Genomic DNA, 17,139 nt, shown 5'->3' with positions numbered 1-17,139 from the left:
CTTCAGTTCGCCGCGTATCTAGCCAGCCCCTGACTTTAAGCACATCGAAAATCTGCCCTTGATCCATCAACGCGAGAATCAGCTCGTCTGAGATTCGATACCGACCGCACACCGGACAGTCACGCTCTTCCCACGGGCCGTCGCACATAACGCGTTGTGCAACTCCCACACAAATCAGGCAATTCATCTCGATCACCATTTTATTGTTGTAGTTATCTCTGGCCCAGGATGTTCACTCCTACCTGGGCCGCCTAGCTGCCCTACTTATTCTCGTCAGACTTTCCTTCCTGCATTTGGACAGAAGACTTGGTGCCACTGGAATTGTCTTTCGTGGCGTTATCCGCGTTGTCAAAGCATCCATGAAGCATGAATACACTGCATAGACATAAGCACATAGATAGCTTTTTCATGATCATTCTCCTGCTAGCTGTTGAATCTTTTCTACTGAAGAGGCCGGCCCAAAGGGAGCCGGCGAAGCCGGAGGTTGGCGTTTAAGCTGCTGGCTTGAGTACAACCTTCGTCCAGCCATCGTCACGTGCGTCGAAGTGCTTATAGGCATCTGGGCCCTCGGCAAGCTTGAGGCGGTGGGAGATGATCTGAGAAGGTTTTGCTCGGCCATGGTGGATTAGCTCAGCCAGGCGACGGTTGTAGACTTTGACGTTGGCTTGGCCCGTTCGAATCTGCTGCCCCTTGAACCAGAAAGCGCCGAAATCGAAAGCCATCTTGCCTTCCTTAGCCAGCTCATTTTTGGCTCCTGGGTCTTGCGGTACGAACACACCTACGACGCCGATGCCTCCGGTCGCTTTGGTCGAAGCGACAAGGTTGTTCATGGTCAGGTGATTAGCTTCATGACCATGGCGGTCGCAGCACTGATAACCCACGCACTCGCAACCGCGATCAGTGCCCTTGCCATGGGTCAAGTTCAAGATCTGATCCACCGCCTCTTTCTCAAGCGAGTTGATGGGCGTAGCGCCCATTTGAGCAGCAAGCTTCAAGCGGTCAGGATGATTATCGACTACGAACACCTGAGAGGCACCCTTGATCATGGCCGAGTGGGCAGCCATCAAACCAACTGGGCCGGCGCCGTAGATGGCAATACTTTCCCCGGGAAGGAGGCCTGCCAACTCGGTTGCATGCCAACCAGTCGGGAAGATGTCGGAGAGCATGACGTAATCTTCTTCACGTTCTTGCGCGTCCTCGGGCAACACCAGGCAGTTGAAGTCTGCATAAGGCACTCGAAGTAGTTCAGCCTGCCCCCCCTGATATGGGCCCATGTCAGCGAACCCGTAGGCCGCACCCGCGTTGCCTGGGTTAGCGGTCAGGCAAAACCCCGTCAGGCCTTTTTCACAGTTTTCGCAAAAGCCGCAGCCGATGTTGAATGGCAGGCATACCCGATCTCCTACCTTGACCCGATCTACGCCGGAGCCTACTTCGATGACCTCGCCCAGATTCTCATGGCCAAACACTCTGCCCGTTTCAAAAGAAGTACGGCCTTCGTACATGTGCAGATCAGATCCGCAGATGTTTGTGGCAGTCACTCGCACCAGAACGTCGGTAGGTTTTTCGATTTTGGCGTCCGGCACATTTTGCATACTAACGTCACGAGGGCCGTTGTAAACGATGGCTTTCATTGCATTCTCCCAGAAGCAAGACGAAAGGGAATTTTCGTCAGCACATGTTTAATCTGTCTGATAGAACGAATCGTATGTTCAAGAAATCCCCCTCAAGTCTGACGAGTGGTTAATCAAAGTACAGAATAAATCAATCTAAAATTGGGGCACCTGGGGTAAGGGGGCACGCGCATTGCGAGCCCCCTTGCCCAACACTTAAGATTTGACCGGTGTGCCAGGCTCTATGTCATACGCTTTCTGAACCAGTTCAGCGCGCTTACCCAATCCTTCATTGCTCTTGCGAGTCCAAGCTGAATCCATCTGCTTGCGCTGCTGGTCAATAATTTCTTTAGGCTCAACATTTCGGTAAGTATCGATGGTGCCGGTTATCACGCCGATGGTCGTTTCAAAGACCGGCTCCGGATCATATTGTTCGTGAGGGAACGCCAGTGTGCTGTAGTCGAAAAGGCGCTGGGACGGGTCGTCCTGCCAAGTCTTCCATGTCTCGAACATTCGGTCATTGAACCCGGTAAGAAAGGGCCCTGGGTTTACCGTAGCCACCTCGATGCCGAACTCCTTGAGCTCGAGACTCATGGCCTCCGCGATAGCCTCCACCGCGTGTTTGGATGACGAATAAGCACCGGCAAAGGGGTCAGCGGTGAGGCCTGCAACCGACGACATGAAAATAATCTTGCCCTTCTTCTTCACAGCCATTTTTTTCGCAATGAGCTGAGTCAGCATCAACGGCCCGATCACATTAACCTCATACTGACGGCGCAGATTCTCAGCTGGAATGTCGACAGTCGCTCCGCCTTCCGAAATGCCCGCGTTATTCAACAATACGTCGACGTCCCACTCAGCAGCTTTCAATCTATCGCCTTCGTGAGAGACATCGAGCTTCTCTATTCGGAGGCTAACGCCACGCTTCCTGGCTTCCTGCTCAAGGACGTGTACCTGCGCCACGATCTCCACACCAGCGATAACGTCCAGACCTTGCTTGGCCAGTCTGAGGGCTACTTCGAAACCGAATCCCGTACCTGCACCTGTAATTAGAACGGCCATAATTTTCTCCTGGAGAGTGATATCAAACACGCGGCTGGACGAAGGACACTTCGTTTGCACATGAGGTATCTGTCCGGTAGTGAGGCACGCGCGTTCAAATCTTAGGTTCCTGGTCTGACGAATGGTGACGAATCCCGCCCTGCAAAAAATCTGAATCATTCGCCAATTTGCTCCTCTCTCTTTTAAACCGCCAAGAGGTTGAAGGAGTGATCTTGAGTTATCTGGATTGGGTGCAGTGGCCAGCTATGGCAGTGACAGTTATCGCGGCGTGGCTTATCGGCTCTCAACGCCCCGCGAGAAGAATGGCGGGGTTCTTCTGCTTCACTTTGAGTAATGTTCTTTGGGTCATTTGGGGTGCTTACGCTGGGGCCTACGCATTGATCGTACTGCAGGTCTGCCTCTGTTCGATGAACCTGCGCGGCTTTAAAAAGAACTTTCAGAACCAGTAATGGGGATTCATCCTGAGGTCTGCCTTCCGCGTTGATTTTTCCTGAACCCGCGTGCGTTCATGCCTAGCAGAATGCACTCAAGCACGATTAATCCAAAAGCATTTGTGTGCCATCCCCATACAACCCATAACGCATTGCTGAGGATGAACCCCCAAAAGGCAATCATGCGTCGGCGCGGTTGTTGAGATCCGATAAACCAAGCCGAGATGACGGTCACGACCATAGCGGGCCATTGCACCCAATCGATCAAGTCCAAAGGTCACCCCGCTCCGAGGCTTGAATCAGGACTTATGAAAGGCTCGGCTCCAATGTGCGTATTGGGAGGCATAAGGGAAGCCAGATAGTCGCCAAATCCACCACTACACTTATAGTCCCGGCGCGCACTGGTGATCACAGGGTTGGTGGCTGTCCAGACGATATGCGCGCCAATCCTCTCGAGGTCTGCAACCAGCTGAACGTCTTCGTGCGCAATCAAATGCTGGAACCCGCCAGCATTCCGATAGGCCTCGGCACTCAGTCCAAGATTGGCCCCATGGATGTGGCGATGATTCTCGATGAACTGGTATAGCGCGAGGTACTTGGTACGAACAGCCTCTCCATGTCCACTCCAGCTGTCCACCTCAACCGTTCCGCACACCGCGTCGGCTCCAAACTCAATCTGGCGCGCTAGCCAATCAGGCGGTACAACGGTATCGGCATCCGTGAATGCGAGCCACCGAGCACCTGCTTTAAGTAACTGCTCAGCCCCAACGGCTCTTGCCTTACCCACGTTTCGAAAGCAGACATCTACCGACGTTATCCCCTTCGCTGTTACCACTGCTCCCGTGTTGTCGGAGCAATGATCCAATACGACGAGTATCTCAACCGGTTGCCCTTGAAGAGAAGGATGCTCAGCGGCAAGCACCATGGCGTCCAGGCAATCGCCCATAAGCCGTTCTTCGTTATGGGCAGGTATCACGATCCCTATCATTGACATTCCCTCAGCCTGGCACAGTGTCTCCAGCAATCGACACTGCGCTCATGCAGAAGGTTTAAAGTATCTGGATGTGCGACTTCGACCAATTCTACAGTGAGGCATGAAATCCTATTCGGCCCAATCGCAAGTAGGAACGAACATGCCGCCCTCCGTTCATATCTTTCAAGCAATGTATTTGTCCACCGGGGAGATGCCTCCATGAAAAATACTCGCCAAGTGGCAAGTACCTTGAAGACCCTTATGCTCAATCCAAATGACTGGGTACCCAATAACCGCCGCCTCCCGGTCATCATTTACGAAAGTGCGATCTCTGTGACTGGTAACGATCCGGCAGCACTTTTTGAAAAGATATTTTCAGCTCATGGCTGGCCTCCCCAATGGCGAGACGGTGTCTTCGGCTACCATCACTATCACACCGAAGGACATGAGGTATTAGGTGTCGTGAGTGGCCAAGCACGCTTAATGTTGGGCGGGCCCGATGGGCAAGTCGTAGAGGTGAAAAAAGGAGATGTACTGCTGCTTCCGGCTGGGACGGGTCATTGCAATCTCGGGTCTAGCGCAGACTTTCTCGTCGTGGGTGCCTACCCACCTGGCCAGCACGCAGATATTCGACGTGAAGCTCCTAGCGAAGCGCAGCTTGAGAATATCGCTACCCTGCCATTTCCCGAACATGACCCAGTTCTTGGTAAGGATGGTGGGTTGACCAAGCACTGGGCGATTGGACAGCCTAAATAGGCTACTAGGCGAAAAGCCCAAGCAAAGCCGGTCGCCTGTAGCACTGAGAAAAATTATTGTCTAAAATTTAATGATCCGGGGCAGAACTGGGGTTTGCGAATACACTCAGAATGACTTCGGAAACGCTGAATATAACTCGGCTAAGGGCATTTAAAAGTGAAAGTAAATTGGGAAGGGCTATTACCGATCCAAGGAGAAATAGTCGTCGTAGAAGACGATCCCACGCTAAGGCTGCTGATGGTAGACATTGTTTCTGAAATTGGAGCGACAGTAAGGCAGTTCGATTCAGCTGATGATGCCCTAACCTATCTACTTCAGGCTCACGAGAAATGTCGTATGGTGATTGCGGATCACGGCGTACCTGGGCAGATTCAGGGAACAGAATTTATTGAAATGGTTAGAGGCAAGTGGCCATCAATTGAAGCGATTCTTACTTCAGGATATGCCCTTGATCTCACAACTATCCCACCCGCGACAATCTATCTGCACAAACCGTGGTCTTTGGACGAACTGGTTATCTCTGTAGCTGCCTTACTACAGCCTGGTCATCCACTCAGGAAGACTTGAGTATATCCTTCCTTAAAGACGCCAGGCTCACTGCTCCGGTTGGGAAATAGTAGCCCCGAAACCCGATTTCCTGCCCAGAGCGAGCCCCTAGCAGCACCTTGGGCCTTGATTCGTCTGGGCTCTCTATTTTGAAACGAACTCAGGCTTCCTGCCCTCATCGATGGCTGTTTTAGAAAAACTCACTGAACGCTCTGTCATCTCACTGCGCAGCTCCCCGATCAAATTCGCGATTGCGCGACTTGAGTTCAGGCCGCTGGTTGTTACTGAGGTGACTAGAAGGTCAACACGACCAGAGGTCGGCTCGAATACTTTGATCATCAACGACCCGTCAGGGTTGACGGTGCAATGGCAAGACAGCGGCAGAAAACCGCATTCAATAATATGTCTAAGCTCAAGCGCGGAAATCATCAGAGGGGCTCCTTCAGCCAACGTTGAAAATCAGGGCTCAATTGAGAGTAGCCGCGTAGCGTAAAAGTGCTTACTCGCCCGGATTTTTTTCCAAGTGAACCGTTTAACCTTCGATTTGGGTGACGCACATTCATAAAACGCCATACGCGTTCGAAATAGCCAAAAGGGAGTTGAATTTTTCCTAATGCAACGAATCGATCCTTATGGACGTTACGGAGGCTTTATGAATACTGATCTCTACATCATCGAATACCAGCTCCACGGCGAGCGAAAGTCAATCATCATTCGATCCAAAATGATGCGCAATGCAGATGCCTGGCACTGGGCAAGCTGTGACGCCGGTATCTCTCCAATTCCCAAACCTGGTCGACCTCCTTTGAAGCTAGTGTCGAAACCGCAGGCTGAGCAGTATGGCCTTTCAGACGTGAGATGGAAGGAGTCTGCAGCACCTAACTGGACTGAAATCGCTACACCGTGAACTCAGGATGGGTGCAGCACAGCCAGTTGCTGTCATTAGCAAGAGACGGAGCGCGGGGTGGATCTCACTCTCTCACTGCGGCCAGTTAAGAATCTCAAAACAGCTTCGAAACCGTCTCGTTTGGAATAATTGATAGAAAGGAATCGTCAATGAACAGCGTCATATATCGGGCTGCTTTCAAAGCAGTCTTCCCAATCCTTCTCGCAGTCTTTATCGCTTTGCTTACTGCTTGCGCAGGCAATAACTCGGACTCCAATGTTGTTGCTCCTGGCGATATCAAATCGCCCGCCACGCAGTCCCTTGATGCCGGCGCGGCCTTGCTTCAATCACGCCCTCCGATAGACGCATTGAATGCGTACCTGGACGGCTTCCATTTTTATAACGGCCACATGGAAGCCCAGATGGAGGCCCACCATTACTGCGCTATCCTCAATGAGGAAGTTATCCAGTGCGTGATCTACGATGGCAATCGTAAGGACGCCAAGCTGATGGGGGTCGAGTACATCATCAGCGAACAATTGTTCGCAGGCCTTCCCAAAGCCGAACAAGCGCTTTGGCACAGTCATGTTCACGAAGTGAAATCAGGTCAGCTCGTAGCGCCTGGGATCCCTGAGGTAGCCGAGCATGCATTGATGGAAAAACTCGTCCATACCTACGGCAAGACGTGGCATACCTGGCATACCGACCTCAATAAAGACCTGCCCCTTGGCGTTCCTCAGCTCATGATGGGCTTTACAGCAGACGGGCAAGCGGATCCACAGATGGTTGCAGATCGGGATCGTCGATTCAGGTTGGATAGCGCGCAGAAGAAAAAAGCTCGAGCGGACATACCGACGCCCGTCGTTGCGCCAGGCGCGGATGCGTGGAGTCAGGGTGAGGTTTTTCAGATAGTGGATCCGACGAACACACCTCATCAACACTGATTTCATCACTGGTATTGGCGTAATGGCTCCAGCCATTGACGACGGCGCTCGCTCGTAGGCTCCCGAAAAACGTCGCCTGCAATGACAATTTTGAATCGGTACCTGGTTTCCATCTGCACGTAGATGGAACTCCAGGCTTCTACGATGGCCGACATTTAGCAGGCGACACGTTGATTGCCTAAACACAAGGAGGCTCACATGCCCGATTTGAACGGCAAAATTCGTTACGCAGTGGTCGGCGGCGGATCGATTTCCCAAGGTGCCTTTATGCCAGGGATCGGACAGACAGAAAATTCCGTCATGACTGCCCTTGTAACGGGTGACCCAATCAAGGCAGACAAGCTCGCCAAACGCTACGACCTGAAAAGCTACAGCTATTCGCAATACCCCGAGTTGTTGGCATCCGGTGAAATTGATGCCGTCTACGTCGCTACGCCCAACTTCCTGCACCGTGAATTTGTAGTACCCGCCTTGGAAGCAGGCATACATGTGCTGTTGGAAAAGCCGATGGCCGCGAACGAGGATGATTGCGAAGCGATGCTCGCAGCGGCGCAACGCTCGAATGCAAAGTTTATGATTGCTTACCGCCTACACTCTGAGCCAGGCACTCTGGAAATGATCGAGCGCGTGCATTCCGGCGACTTCGGGCGACCTCGCCTGTTCACGTCCACATTCACGCAGACAGTGAAACCAGCGAATCATCGGATGCAGAACGGCTTTGCAGCAGGCCCCGTACTGGACATGGGGCCGTACCCGCTGAATATGGTGCGACAGCTATTTGGTGATGAGCCCATCGAGGTCAGCGCGGTCGGTACGACTGCACCCGGCAGTAAATTGGGAACCCCTGATACGGTGAGCGTGTGCCTTAGGTTTTCCGAAGAGCGCATGGCGCAATTCACCATCAGCTACACCCTTCCAAGCAGCGAACGTTTCCAGCTCATTGGTACTGAAGGCGAAATCGAAGCATCTCCCTGTTTCGGTTACGGCGAGGGTGTAGGTATCACCTACCGCGCCACTATCGGCGATCAAACCCATGAGCACTCGCATCCCGTGGTTGACCAGTTCGCGGGGGAAACAGCTTACTTCTCCGACTGCATCCTGAATAATTTGGCACCAGAGCCAAGTGGTGAAGAAGGCTTTAGGGACGTTCGGGTTTTGCTAGCAGTGGAACGAGCCTTGGCGACTGGCCAAACTCAGAAGCTTGATCCCCTACCTAATAAGCCAGTACCGAACTCCGACCAAAAGCGCCACTTTGAGCTCGCCAAAGTCCCCGATTACATTGACACAGAATCGCCCACTGAATGAGGAGACACCCATGACGTACAGGGTGAACAGTGCAAAAAAGCCGCGCACGTGTGAACCCCTAAGAATCATTAGGTAAGTTGAGGAGTTCGGGCAATGCAAAACCTCAAGATCGCCACATTCAACGTCAACGGCATAGGAGCGCGCTTGCCTAACCTTCTGCAATGGCTTGAGAAGGAGCGACCGGACATTGTATGTCTGCAGGAACTGAAGGCTCAGGATAAAGCTTTCCCGGCGGGCGATCTTGAGGCGGCTGGCTATGGTTCGCTCCACCATGGCCAAGCCGCATGGAACGGAGTGGCCATTCTTGCGCGCGACTCCGAACCCCTTCTGATTCACAAAGGCCTGCCAGGGGCGGAAGACGACACGCAGTCTCGATACCTAGAAGCTGCTGTCCATGGGGTGATCGTCGGGTGCCTGTATCTCCCAAATGGAAATCCGCAACCGGGGCCAAAATTCGATTATAAGCTCAGGTGGTTTGAGCATCTGATTGCGCATGCAGAAACACTAAAAGCCAGCGAACACCCTGTTGTGCTCGCAGGTGACTACAACGTTGTGCCCACCGACTTTGATATCTACAACAACCGCTCATGGCTCAAGGACGCCCTCCTTCAGCCGGAAAGCCGTGAATGTTTCCAAAGGCTGTTGAGCCAAGGTTGGATCGACTCTGTGAGGCACCTTTATCCGGAGGAGCGGGTTTATACGTTCTGGGATTATTTCCGCCAGCACTGGCAGAAAAATTCTGGTTTGCGCATCGACCATCTTCTGCTGAACCCGGTGCTTGCTCCCCACCTGAAGAACGCCGGCGTGGATGCATGGGTTAGGGGCGAAGAGCATGCCAGCGATCACGCCCCGACATGGATTGAGATCTCATCTCGAAAAACCAGGTCAAAAAGGAAGCCAAGGAAAAACCCAGGCAACGCGCAAGCAGCAACGCAAACCGGTAACACCCTTGATGAATACAATCGTAAGCGTGATTTCGATGCGACCTCAGAACCGTCGGGTACCGCAACAAAGCGTAAGCCAGCAAAGAACAAAACCGTTGAACCGGCTGCGCTGCAGTTTTGCATACAAAAACATGACGCGACTCGGCTGCATTACGATTTTCGCCTTGAGCTTGGCGGCACCCTGAAAAGTTGGGCAGTGCCCAAGGGCCCTTCGCTCGATCCCAAATCCAAACGCCTGGCTGTACACGTCGAAGACCACCCTCTCGACTACGCAACGTTTGAAGGCACGATACCGCAAGGCCATTACGGCGCTGGCGATGTCATTGTATGGGATCGCGGTATCTGGAAACCCTTATCTGATCCAGCTGAGGCCTACGCTAAAGGTCGACTGAAATTTGAGTTGCAGGGCGAGAAGCTTGGCGGCATATGGAACCTGGTTAAGACGCATATCCCTGGCAAACAGGAGCAGTGGTTTCTGATCAAACATCAGGATGAATTCGCTCGACTAGAAAGCGATTACGATATCGTGAAAGCAGAATCACACAGCGTACTCAGCGAGCGCACTATCGTGCAGAAGAAGCGCTCCGGGAAATCGGCCCAACCAAAAACTGGCGAGAAGGCCCCTGCTCCGCCCGCTAAGCCGAGAACCACACAGCTAGACAATGCCCACCCATCAGACCTGCCCGATAGTCTGAAACCTGAACTGGCCACGCTTGTGGATTCCGCCCCGGATGGTGATTGGCGATATGAGATCAAGTTCGACGGCTACCGCATCATGGCTAGGGTGGATCAAGGTAAAGTGCAGTTGTTCACTCGCAATGGCCATGATTGGACTCATAAGCTCCCCCGCCAGGCGGAAGCGATTGCTGGCCTCACATTGGAATCGGGCTGGCTGGATGGCGAGATGGTTGTTGCCAATGAGCAAGGCGTTCCTGATTTTCAGGCTCTCCAAAATGCCTTTGAGCTAGGCCGCAGCGGCAACATCATTTTCTACCTCTTCGACATGCCTTTTCTCAACGGCATGGATTTACGCGAGGTGCCGGTAGAGCAACGCCGCGAAGCCTTAACCAAGGTTCTGGAGCGCAGTGAGGATGAGGTACTTAGGTATTCGGAAGACTTCGCCGAAACGCCGGAGGCACTGCTGAACAGCGCCTGCCAAATGCAAATGGAAGGCCTCATCGGCAAACGCGTTGGCAGTCCCTACGTATCACGTCGCAGCGGCGACTGGATCAAGCTCAAATGTAAACGTCGACAGGAGTTTGTAGTCGTCGGCTATACCGAGCCAAAGGGTTCGCGCAGTAAGTTCGGGGCTCTGCTATTGGGTCTGCACGACGTAGACAGCGGCGAGCTCAAATACGCTGGCAAAGTCGGTACTGGATTCAACCAGGTGACACTGAATACGATCTACGAACAGTTAACCCCCCTTGAAGCCAAGAAGCCTGCTGTCGTAAACCCTCCCACCGGATTCGAAGCAAAAGACGTGCATTGGCTTAAGCCGTCGCTTCTGGCAGAGGTCGCCTTTGCAGAAATCACAAAGGATGGATCCGTAAGACACGCAGTATTCCAGGGCCTGCGCAATGACAAACCTGCAAAGTCGATCATCGAAGAGCGCCCGGCCCCTGCCCCAGAAGTCGAGAGAAAGTCAGAAGAAAACCAATCGACTGAAGTGAAAGCCAAACGTAAAGCCGGCGACGATGGGTCAACAAAGATCCGACTCACGCATCCCCAGCGCGTGATTGACCCGAGTAGCGGCTCGACCAAACGTGACTTAGCGGATTACTACATTGGCATCTCTGACTGGCTTCTGCCGCAGTTACTAAATCGCCCTGTCGCGCTGGTGCGCGCTCCAGACGGGATCGGCGGAGAGCTATTCTTTCAGAAAAATGCAGAGCGTCTGGCAATCCCTGGGATCGAAATCATCGGCAAAGAAGAGACGGGTCACCCTGTGATGTTGATCAACAACATTGAGGCACTGATAGGCGCGGTTCAGATGAGCACGATTGAGCTGCATACCTGGAACGCCGTATCCAAGGATCTACATCGCCCTGATCGATTTATCCTAGACCTTGACCCCGATCCTGCTCTGCCATGGAAAAGCATGGTGGAGGCGACCCAGCTGACATTGACGGTACTGGATGAACTAGGCCTTAAATCTTTCCTGAAAACAAGCGGTGGTAAGGGCATCCACATTGTCGTCCCTTTGACGCCGAAAGCAGACTGGGACACGGTGAAAAGCTTTAGCCACTCGATTGTTAAACATATCGCCAATCTGCTTCCAGATCGGTTCTCTGCAGTTTCTGGCCCCAAAAATCGCGTGGGACGGATCTTCATCGACTATCTGCGCAACGGCTTGGGCGCGACTACGATCTGCGCCTATTCGGCACGTACTCGTGATGGACTGCCAGTGTCAGTGCCGATCTTCCGAGATGAGCTAAAAGAGATCAAAGGCGCTAACGTCTGGAACATACAAAACCTCCATCAACGTCTAGGCGAGCTGGACGTCGATCCATGGGCTGATATGCCTAAAACAAAGCAAACCATCACGGCCCAAATGCGCAAACGCATCGGGCTTAAGTAGCACCAACTGCAGGAGAAATGAGATGGATAACTACCACATCACGCCCACTGAAAATGGTTGGGCATTAAAGAAGCAAGGCGCAGAACGAGCGTCGAAAACGGCCACTACAAAGGTCGAGATCATAAAGCTTGCTACTGAGTTTCTTGATGGAAAAACAGCATCGCTGAAGATCCATAAGGAAGACGGTACGATCCAGGAAGAGCGCACGTATCCTCGGAGCGCCGACCCGAAGAAAACCAAAGGCTAGCGGTCGAATTACTTGGGGTGCTGAACCCCACCACTTGCTCGCCTCTGAGGTTGATTAAAGTAGATGAAAAAAGGCGCTCCGGAGAGCGCCTTGAACAAAATTATTGCAGGCTTACCTGACGCTGGTCTGGCTTGCTGGCCGTACCGATCTGGATGCGTTTTGGCTTGGCTTCTTCGGGAATCACTCGAAGCAGCTCGATTGCCAATAGACCACGGGTGAGCGATGCACCTTGCACTTCGATATGGTCAGCCAGCCGGAAGGACAAGCGGAAGGCCCGTTGCGCGATGCCTTGGTGAAGGTAAGTCACCTTCTCGTCGCTTTCACGTTTTCCACCAGAAACGTTCAGTACGCCATTTTCAACCTGAATGTCTATGTCCTCCTCAGTAAGACCCGCCACTGCAATCACGATGCGGTATTGATCATCACCGTGTTTCTCGACGTTATGAGGTGGATAGGTATTACCAGCCTCGCTACGAAGCGCCGATTCAAACAGGTCGTTGAAGCGATCAAAACCCACAGACTGACGAAACAAAGGGGCCAAAGAAAGAGTAGTAGCCATAGCAAAATCTCCTGAGTTTTCTCCAAGTGATTTAAGGCGCGACCCGTTTGCGGCATCGCGTAAAACCGAAAATAGGTACTCCCAAAACATTTTCAAGGGCGTCTCGAGAAAAATTTCCCAATCAAATTCTCGGCGTAAAACTATGGGCACACCGTGCCGCGCAGGCGCAGGTCAGAACCGATTCTCCCTGGCCAGAACGCCTCGGCAGCGAGCGAATTCGTCAGCTACTGGGGAGCAGCTTCTACTCAGACAGGTCGCGGTGCCGCAAAAGCGAGCAAAGCAGGCCGAGTACCAACGTCGCGAAACCTAGCGCCGCGATGGTCGAAGCCGGAGTAACGCCCGAATCCAGGATGACAAATTTTCGGCTCAGGGCCAGCAATGCAATCATCAGTACCGTTCTCACCTGCACGACGCTGTTTCGTCTGAGGGCGGGCCGTACTATCGAATGCTTGAACTCCAAGGCAATCAGTACCGTGAAAATGGAGCCGAATAGCGCTTGGAATGCGTTGTGATCCAGCGGATCAATGGCTCCCCCTATCAGAAGGGGTACTACATTCCTGCAAAGCTGCAACACGGCGATAACGATCACCAGCGCTATGATCAGGCTCAGCGCCAGCACCACCAGTTGCTCGAAGCGTTCATAGGCGCTCATCAAAGCCCACTGGATTTTAAAGTTTTTGAATGTCGAATTATTCTCACGATTTTCTGGATGAAGCTTAGACACGACCTCTCTCCTCTTGTCTTGGAGGACTTATGTAAGACGCTCGAAGTCAGTTTATGAAAAGATAGCGATTGCCTTGAGTTTTAGGCCTGTTGATCTGCACTTAATATGCCTCTTGGTGCATGGGCCGAATCCAATTTACCTGCTGGGTAGACAAACACCGGCGGGCTAAGATGCCCACCGTTGCACAGTTTGACCAAGTAGGGGCACACGAACTTAATATCAAGGACGCCTCTTGAAAAAGTCAGAGCTTCCAATCAAAACCTGCGTTACCTGTGGGCTTCCTTTCACATGGCGAAAGAAATGGGCACGTTGCTGGGACGAAGTACGCTATTGCTCGGAGCGCTGCAGACGCAGCAAATCCCCCAAAACCTGAATAAAAAAGGGCTCTTTGGGCCCCTTTTGTGTTCACGCGAGGTTTACTTGGTCAACCAGGACTCGACGGTATCGGAGCCGTGTTCAGCTTTCCACTCTTTCAAACCTTTATGATTGCCACCTTTCGTTTCGATGATCTCACCGGTGTGCGGGTTCTTATAGACTTTCACCTGGCGGGCCTTGCGCGTGCCCGCTTTCGGCGCGGCTAAAGGAGCGCGCCGACCGGCTTGCGGATCAAGCAGATTGATCACGTCCTTGAAGCTGTAGCCATATTTTGCGAGCAAATCGCGCAGCTTCGTTTCGAACTCAATTTCTTGCTTCAGGCCCGCGTCACCCTTGAGGTTTTCGAGCGCTTGGAGTTGTTCGGCGAGGTGTTTTTCTAGCTGGCGGAATTCTGCGAGTTTGGACATGGTAGCTTCCTAAGCAATTGGTACTGTCAAGTCACAATAGAATAGACACTTGAATGAAGCAGAAGTATCAATGTTTAGATTCTATAAACTGCTCGGGTACAGAACGTCGAAAAGCGCTGAGTAGCCGACGCAAGCGGAGCGCGCAGGCTGGCACAGCCGAAGGCGTGAAGGATGGACGCCCGCAGGGCCGAGATACGGCGGGACGCGGGAGCTCGGTTCGCCACAGCCTGCCCGCGCACAGCGGTTCGCCAACTGAAGTAAGTCAGTCAGATCTTGCGGCCCGACTCAGTAGCGCTAGAGAAGCCACCAACCCCACATCGGTAAACTCCCAAATTTTCCCACCAGGATAAGCAATCAAAATGGGGAGTGTATCGTAATGATAAATTGCGACTGCTGCTTTGCCAGCTCAGCGATACCTCCATTGCAGTGCGCCAGAGTAGTAGAGCACTGATCACAAGGTAGTCAGGCGATTAAGCTGCTCAACCGAAGGAAATCCCAGTGTCCGATAGCGACGTGGATAGCCCGCTTCTGTAGCCAGCAGATCGCCAAGCTCGGATTCAAGTTCACTCCAGGAGACGGTTTTGACTGTCGCTTCCCCACCCTCAACAGGTTCAACCAACGCGACGCGATCTGTCTTGGGCAACAGCGTCAGCACACCTTTTGTCCAGGCGCTCATCGATACCGTCTGGTTTGGTTGGTCAGCCATTTGGAAGAGGTTGTAGGAGGCGACGAAGATGTCGATGCCCTTTTCCAGATTGAGCTTGTCGAGCAACTCTTTCTGATTGGCATAATTACTCTGCAGCAGCAAATGCTCCAGTGTAACCAACCGACTGCTGACCCCTTCATCATCACAGTTAAACGGTATGATATCGCGACCTTCGTAGGTGTAAATATCGGTAGAGACAGCACGCCCCCTTTCAAGAGCCTGGAAAGCAAGCTCTACCATCTGACGAATTCCCTGTTCGTCCTTGTCTCCAGTGACCATCAGGACGTCTCGACTGGGCACCATGAACACTGGCCGACCTTTAACTGGCACGCGCTGAAGGACATCTGGCAACAACACCCTGCTGGTGTCGTACCCATCCGCCCACTCCCCCGCGTATAGGCCTGGAATAATCTCCCCGAAGGCTTCGTTTGTCGTATCACGCAGGTTCTCGATGGAGATCTTTACCGCCTCTTCCATCGTCACACCCCAATGTGCTTCGGGGCCATTGGTAAGGGTGGCAGTGGACTCGGGCGAATCGACAGCAAGCAGAATAACGCAGTCTCGGCCCAAAGGCTGTGAAACATAATCGTACTGCTTGTCGCCATTTTTACGGGCGTGTTCCAGTCGAATTTCTTCAAGCATGGCAAGGTTGCGAATCACCGGACGCAGCTGTGCTTTGACATTATCAAACACAGTCTCGGTTTTTCTATCCGCCTCTAACAGCGTCGATACGTATCCTGTCAGAACGGCGGATTTCTGTGCTTTGTCTGCATTTTGATAGTCGCGAAAGGCATTATGGAGATTGAAGTACGATCCATCCCCATGGCGGATGCGGAACTCGTTCTTCTCAAAATTCAGATTCTCGCTGAAGCCAACTTTACGAGTCGAATCAATAAATTTTTTGGCAAATGCTTCATCAGTTAGCGGTCGATTGAAGAATTTGTCGAGCAGGGAAAAAAGCATGTACAGAATCCTTTTTGTCAGCAGGCAATTGTAAACAGCGGGAATTGGGCAGGCTTAAACTTGTTCAGAGCTTGGGACGGCTGCTCTCCATATCGACAGCTATCAGACGAAATTGACGTTACGTAGCGGAAAACGAGCAGCGCCAATCATGTGCCTGATTGTAGTGGATGTGTGGATACTGCCCTCCTACGAGGCGGCAAAAAGCTCCAGACCTCTCACATGCTTTGTTAACTATTCAGCCGGACTTTGGATGCGACGAAGCTCACTCCACGTAACGGAGCCAAAGATGCGTCCGACCGGAGATCGCCTGCGCAACTTTGGAAACACGTCCCTGTAGGTTTTCATCGCTAGTGTTATAGAGCGCACAGAAGTCTTTGGCTACGACGTTAGCAAGTGATGTATCAGGCGGTTCAGCACGAATGAAGCCGATGTAAGAAGCACCTACGCCCATCAACTCATAGCCATGCGCTTCTGAAAAATGACGCGCAACGGCAAAGTTTTTCGCGGGATCCAGATCCGAAGTGAAATAGCCATTCGGAAAAGCCGCGAGTGCCTGGCAGGACTGCTGAACGGGTACCAGGAGCGCTGAAAGAGGCTGCTCTAGAAGAGAGATAGGGTTGTTCTGGTAACCGATCCACTCCTGGAGGGCCTGCTGATCTAGCGTCAAACCATGAGTACAAGCATCCTCGAAAGACGTGGCTGCAACCAGGGTCATGAAATTGCGAAGACAGATTGTGAACTCCTCTTTCGTAGTCGGATAGCCTATGTATTCACCATTCTCAAAGCACTCTGGAGGCAAGCCCGCTATGTCCTGCTCCGATGCATCGTCCATCCCTAAATTATTGCGCACATGTCCCGAGGTGTAGCGGGCTTGGTGCAGATCATCGAGCGAGAACAGAGGTTTAAAGCCTGGATGCGCCTCAGCAATCTTACGACGAGCTTCGGTCAGATCGTCAAAGCTGGTAATCCCGCTCACGCCGTACTCATCGCATGTACCTACAGACGGATTATCACGCTTGCCGTTACCGCGAAATTCGATATCCATAAACCGTGGCCTGCTCCATTTTGGTAACCGTCCGGCCAGCACCCTCTCCTGACAGCCCTCCAAATTGGCCAAGATAGT

Annotated in this window: 19 protein-coding genes; 9 read left to right on the top strand and 10 right to left on the bottom strand. The window is 52.5% G+C overall.

The genetic code is table 11. The features are described 5' to 3' along the window. Nucleotides 1-491: 491 nt before the first annotated feature. Both NUV89_RS00100 and NUV89_RS00095 read right to left on the bottom strand, forming a co-directional pair. A complete protein-coding gene (locus NUV89_RS00100; protein WP_257779802.1) occupies nt 492-1,631 on the bottom strand; it encodes a glutathione-independent formaldehyde dehydrogenase in 1,140 nt (379 codons plus the stop codon). A gap of 195 nt (nt 1,632-1,826) precedes the next feature. Beyond that, complete coding sequence (locus tag NUV89_RS00095; RefSeq protein WP_257779801.1) at nt 1,827-2,672, bottom strand: SDR family oxidoreductase; 846 nt, start codon at nt 2,670-2,672, stop codon at nt 1,827-1,829. A gap of 245 nt (nt 2,673-2,917) precedes the next feature. Here NUV89_RS00095 and NUV89_RS00090 point away from each other — a divergent pair, with 245 nt between their 5' ends. Then, nucleotides 2,918-3,121: a hypothetical protein gene (locus tag NUV89_RS00090; RefSeq protein WP_374684449.1), complete on the top strand. Its 204-nt coding sequence runs from the start codon at nt 2,918-2,920 to the stop codon at nt 3,119-3,121. A 7-nt stretch (nt 3,122-3,128) separates the two neighbouring features. On the opposite strand, the gene NUV89_RS00085 is transcribed toward NUV89_RS00090, so the two are convergent. Both NUV89_RS00085 and NUV89_RS00080 read right to left on the bottom strand, forming a co-directional pair. Beyond that, complete coding sequence (locus NUV89_RS00085) at nt 3,129-3,377, bottom strand: hypothetical protein (protein ID WP_257779800.1); 249 nt, start codon at nt 3,375-3,377, stop codon at nt 3,129-3,131. A 3-nt stretch (nt 3,378-3,380) separates the two neighbouring features. After that, nucleotides 3,381-4,091, bottom strand: a complete 711-nt coding sequence (locus NUV89_RS00080) for a glycosyltransferase family 2 protein (protein ID WP_257779799.1) — start codon at nt 4,089-4,091, stop codon at nt 3,381-3,383. A gap of 204 nt (nt 4,092-4,295) precedes the next feature. On the opposite strand from NUV89_RS00080, the gene NUV89_RS00075 reads away from it, so the two are divergent. Then, on the top strand, nt 4,296-4,832 hold the full coding sequence (locus tag NUV89_RS00075) for a cupin domain-containing protein (RefSeq protein ID WP_257779798.1): 537 nt from the start codon (nt 4,296-4,298) through the stop codon (nt 4,830-4,832). A 156-nt stretch (nt 4,833-4,988) separates the two neighbouring features. Further along, nucleotides 4,989-5,399, top strand: coding sequence for a response regulator (locus NUV89_RS00070; RefSeq protein WP_124528251.1), 411 nt, complete (start codon nt 4,989-4,991; stop codon nt 5,397-5,399). Nucleotides 5,400-5,522: 123 nt separating this feature from the next. On the opposite strand, the gene NUV89_RS00065 is transcribed toward NUV89_RS00070, so the two are convergent. Next, nucleotides 5,523-5,807 carry a DUF1652 domain-containing protein gene (locus tag NUV89_RS00065; RefSeq protein WP_257779797.1) on the bottom strand — a complete coding sequence of 95 codons (285 nt, stop codon included), beginning with the start codon at nt 5,805-5,807 and terminating at the stop codon, nt 5,523-5,525. Between the two features lie 223 nt (nt 5,808-6,030). Between NUV89_RS00065 and NUV89_RS00060 the strand changes: the two genes are divergently transcribed. The 5 genes from NUV89_RS00060 (at nt 6,031) to NUV89_RS00035 (ending at nt 12,282) form a co-directional block, all read left to right on the top strand. Beyond that, nucleotides 6,031-6,285, top strand: a complete 255-nt coding sequence (locus NUV89_RS00060; RefSeq protein WP_257779796.1) for a DUF6555 family protein — start codon at nt 6,031-6,033, stop codon at nt 6,283-6,285. A 149-nt stretch (nt 6,286-6,434) separates the two neighbouring features. Further along, nucleotides 6,435-7,208, top strand: a complete 774-nt coding sequence (locus NUV89_RS00055) for an OBAP family protein (RefSeq protein ID WP_257779795.1) — start codon at nt 6,435-6,437, stop codon at nt 7,206-7,208. A 198-nt stretch (nt 7,209-7,406) separates the two neighbouring features. Then, a complete protein-coding gene (locus NUV89_RS00050) occupies nt 7,407-8,513 on the top strand; it encodes a Gfo/Idh/MocA family protein (RefSeq protein ID WP_257779794.1) in 1,107 nt (368 codons plus the stop codon). Nucleotides 8,514-8,606: 93 nt separating this feature from the next. Next, on the top strand, nt 8,607-12,035 hold the full coding sequence (ligD, locus tag NUV89_RS00040) for a DNA ligase D (protein WP_308220178.1): 3,429 nt from the start codon (nt 8,607-8,609) through the stop codon (nt 12,033-12,035). Nucleotides 12,036-12,057: 22 nt separating this feature from the next. Continuing rightward, complete coding sequence (locus NUV89_RS00035) at nt 12,058-12,282, top strand: DUF2188 domain-containing protein (protein WP_124528245.1); 225 nt, start codon at nt 12,058-12,060, stop codon at nt 12,280-12,282. A 100-nt stretch (nt 12,283-12,382) separates the two neighbouring features. Here the strand turns inward: NUV89_RS00035 and NUV89_RS00030 are convergent, their stop codons facing one another. Both NUV89_RS00030 and NUV89_RS00025 read right to left on the bottom strand, forming a co-directional pair. Then, complete coding sequence (locus tag NUV89_RS00030) at nt 12,383-12,841, bottom strand: Hsp20 family protein (RefSeq protein ID WP_257779793.1); 459 nt, start codon at nt 12,839-12,841, stop codon at nt 12,383-12,385. Between the two features lie 241 nt (nt 12,842-13,082). Beyond that, nucleotides 13,083-13,493: a phosphate-starvation-inducible PsiE family protein gene (locus NUV89_RS00025; RefSeq protein WP_257779864.1), complete on the bottom strand. Its 411-nt coding sequence runs from the start codon at nt 13,491-13,493 to the stop codon at nt 13,083-13,085. 304 nt (nt 13,494-13,797) lie between these two features. Here NUV89_RS00025 and NUV89_RS00020 point away from each other — a divergent pair, with 304 nt between their 5' ends. Next, nucleotides 13,798-13,938 carry a DUF2256 domain-containing protein gene (locus NUV89_RS00020; RefSeq protein WP_257779792.1) on the top strand — a complete coding sequence of 47 codons (141 nt, stop codon included), beginning with the start codon at nt 13,798-13,800 and terminating at the stop codon, nt 13,936-13,938. A gap of 43 nt (nt 13,939-13,981) precedes the next feature. Here NUV89_RS00020 and NUV89_RS00015 read toward each other — a convergent pair whose 3' ends face one another. The 3 genes from NUV89_RS00015 to NUV89_RS00005 all read right to left on the bottom strand — a co-directional run bounded on the left by NUV89_RS00015 (nt 13,982) and on the right by NUV89_RS00005 (nt 17,061). Continuing rightward, nucleotides 13,982-14,347 (bottom strand): histone-like nucleoid-structuring protein, MvaT/MvaU family, encoded by a 366-nt coding sequence (locus NUV89_RS00015; RefSeq protein WP_257779791.1) that lies wholly within the window; start codon nt 14,345-14,347, stop codon nt 13,982-13,984. 451 nt (nt 14,348-14,798) lie between these two features. Continuing rightward, nucleotides 14,799-16,016, bottom strand: coding sequence for a DUF1444 family protein (locus NUV89_RS00010; RefSeq protein ID WP_257779790.1), 1,218 nt, complete (start codon nt 16,014-16,016; stop codon nt 14,799-14,801). 262 nt (nt 16,017-16,278) lie between these two features. Further along, the gene (locus tag NUV89_RS00005) at nt 16,279-17,061 is read right to left on the bottom strand and encodes a DUF4253 domain-containing protein (RefSeq protein ID WP_257779863.1); all 783 of its coding nucleotides are present in this window, start codon (nt 17,059-17,061) and stop codon (nt 16,279-16,281) included. Between the last annotated feature and the right edge of the window lie 78 nt (nt 17,062-17,139).

The organism is Pseudomonas sp. 18.1.10 (assembly GCF_024655625.1).
GTDB lineage: Bacteria > Pseudomonadota > Gammaproteobacteria > Pseudomonadales > Pseudomonadaceae > Aquipseudomonas.
The sequence above is the reverse complement of the archived record's forward strand: the minus strand, read 5'-3'. Positions and strand labels throughout refer to the sequence as shown.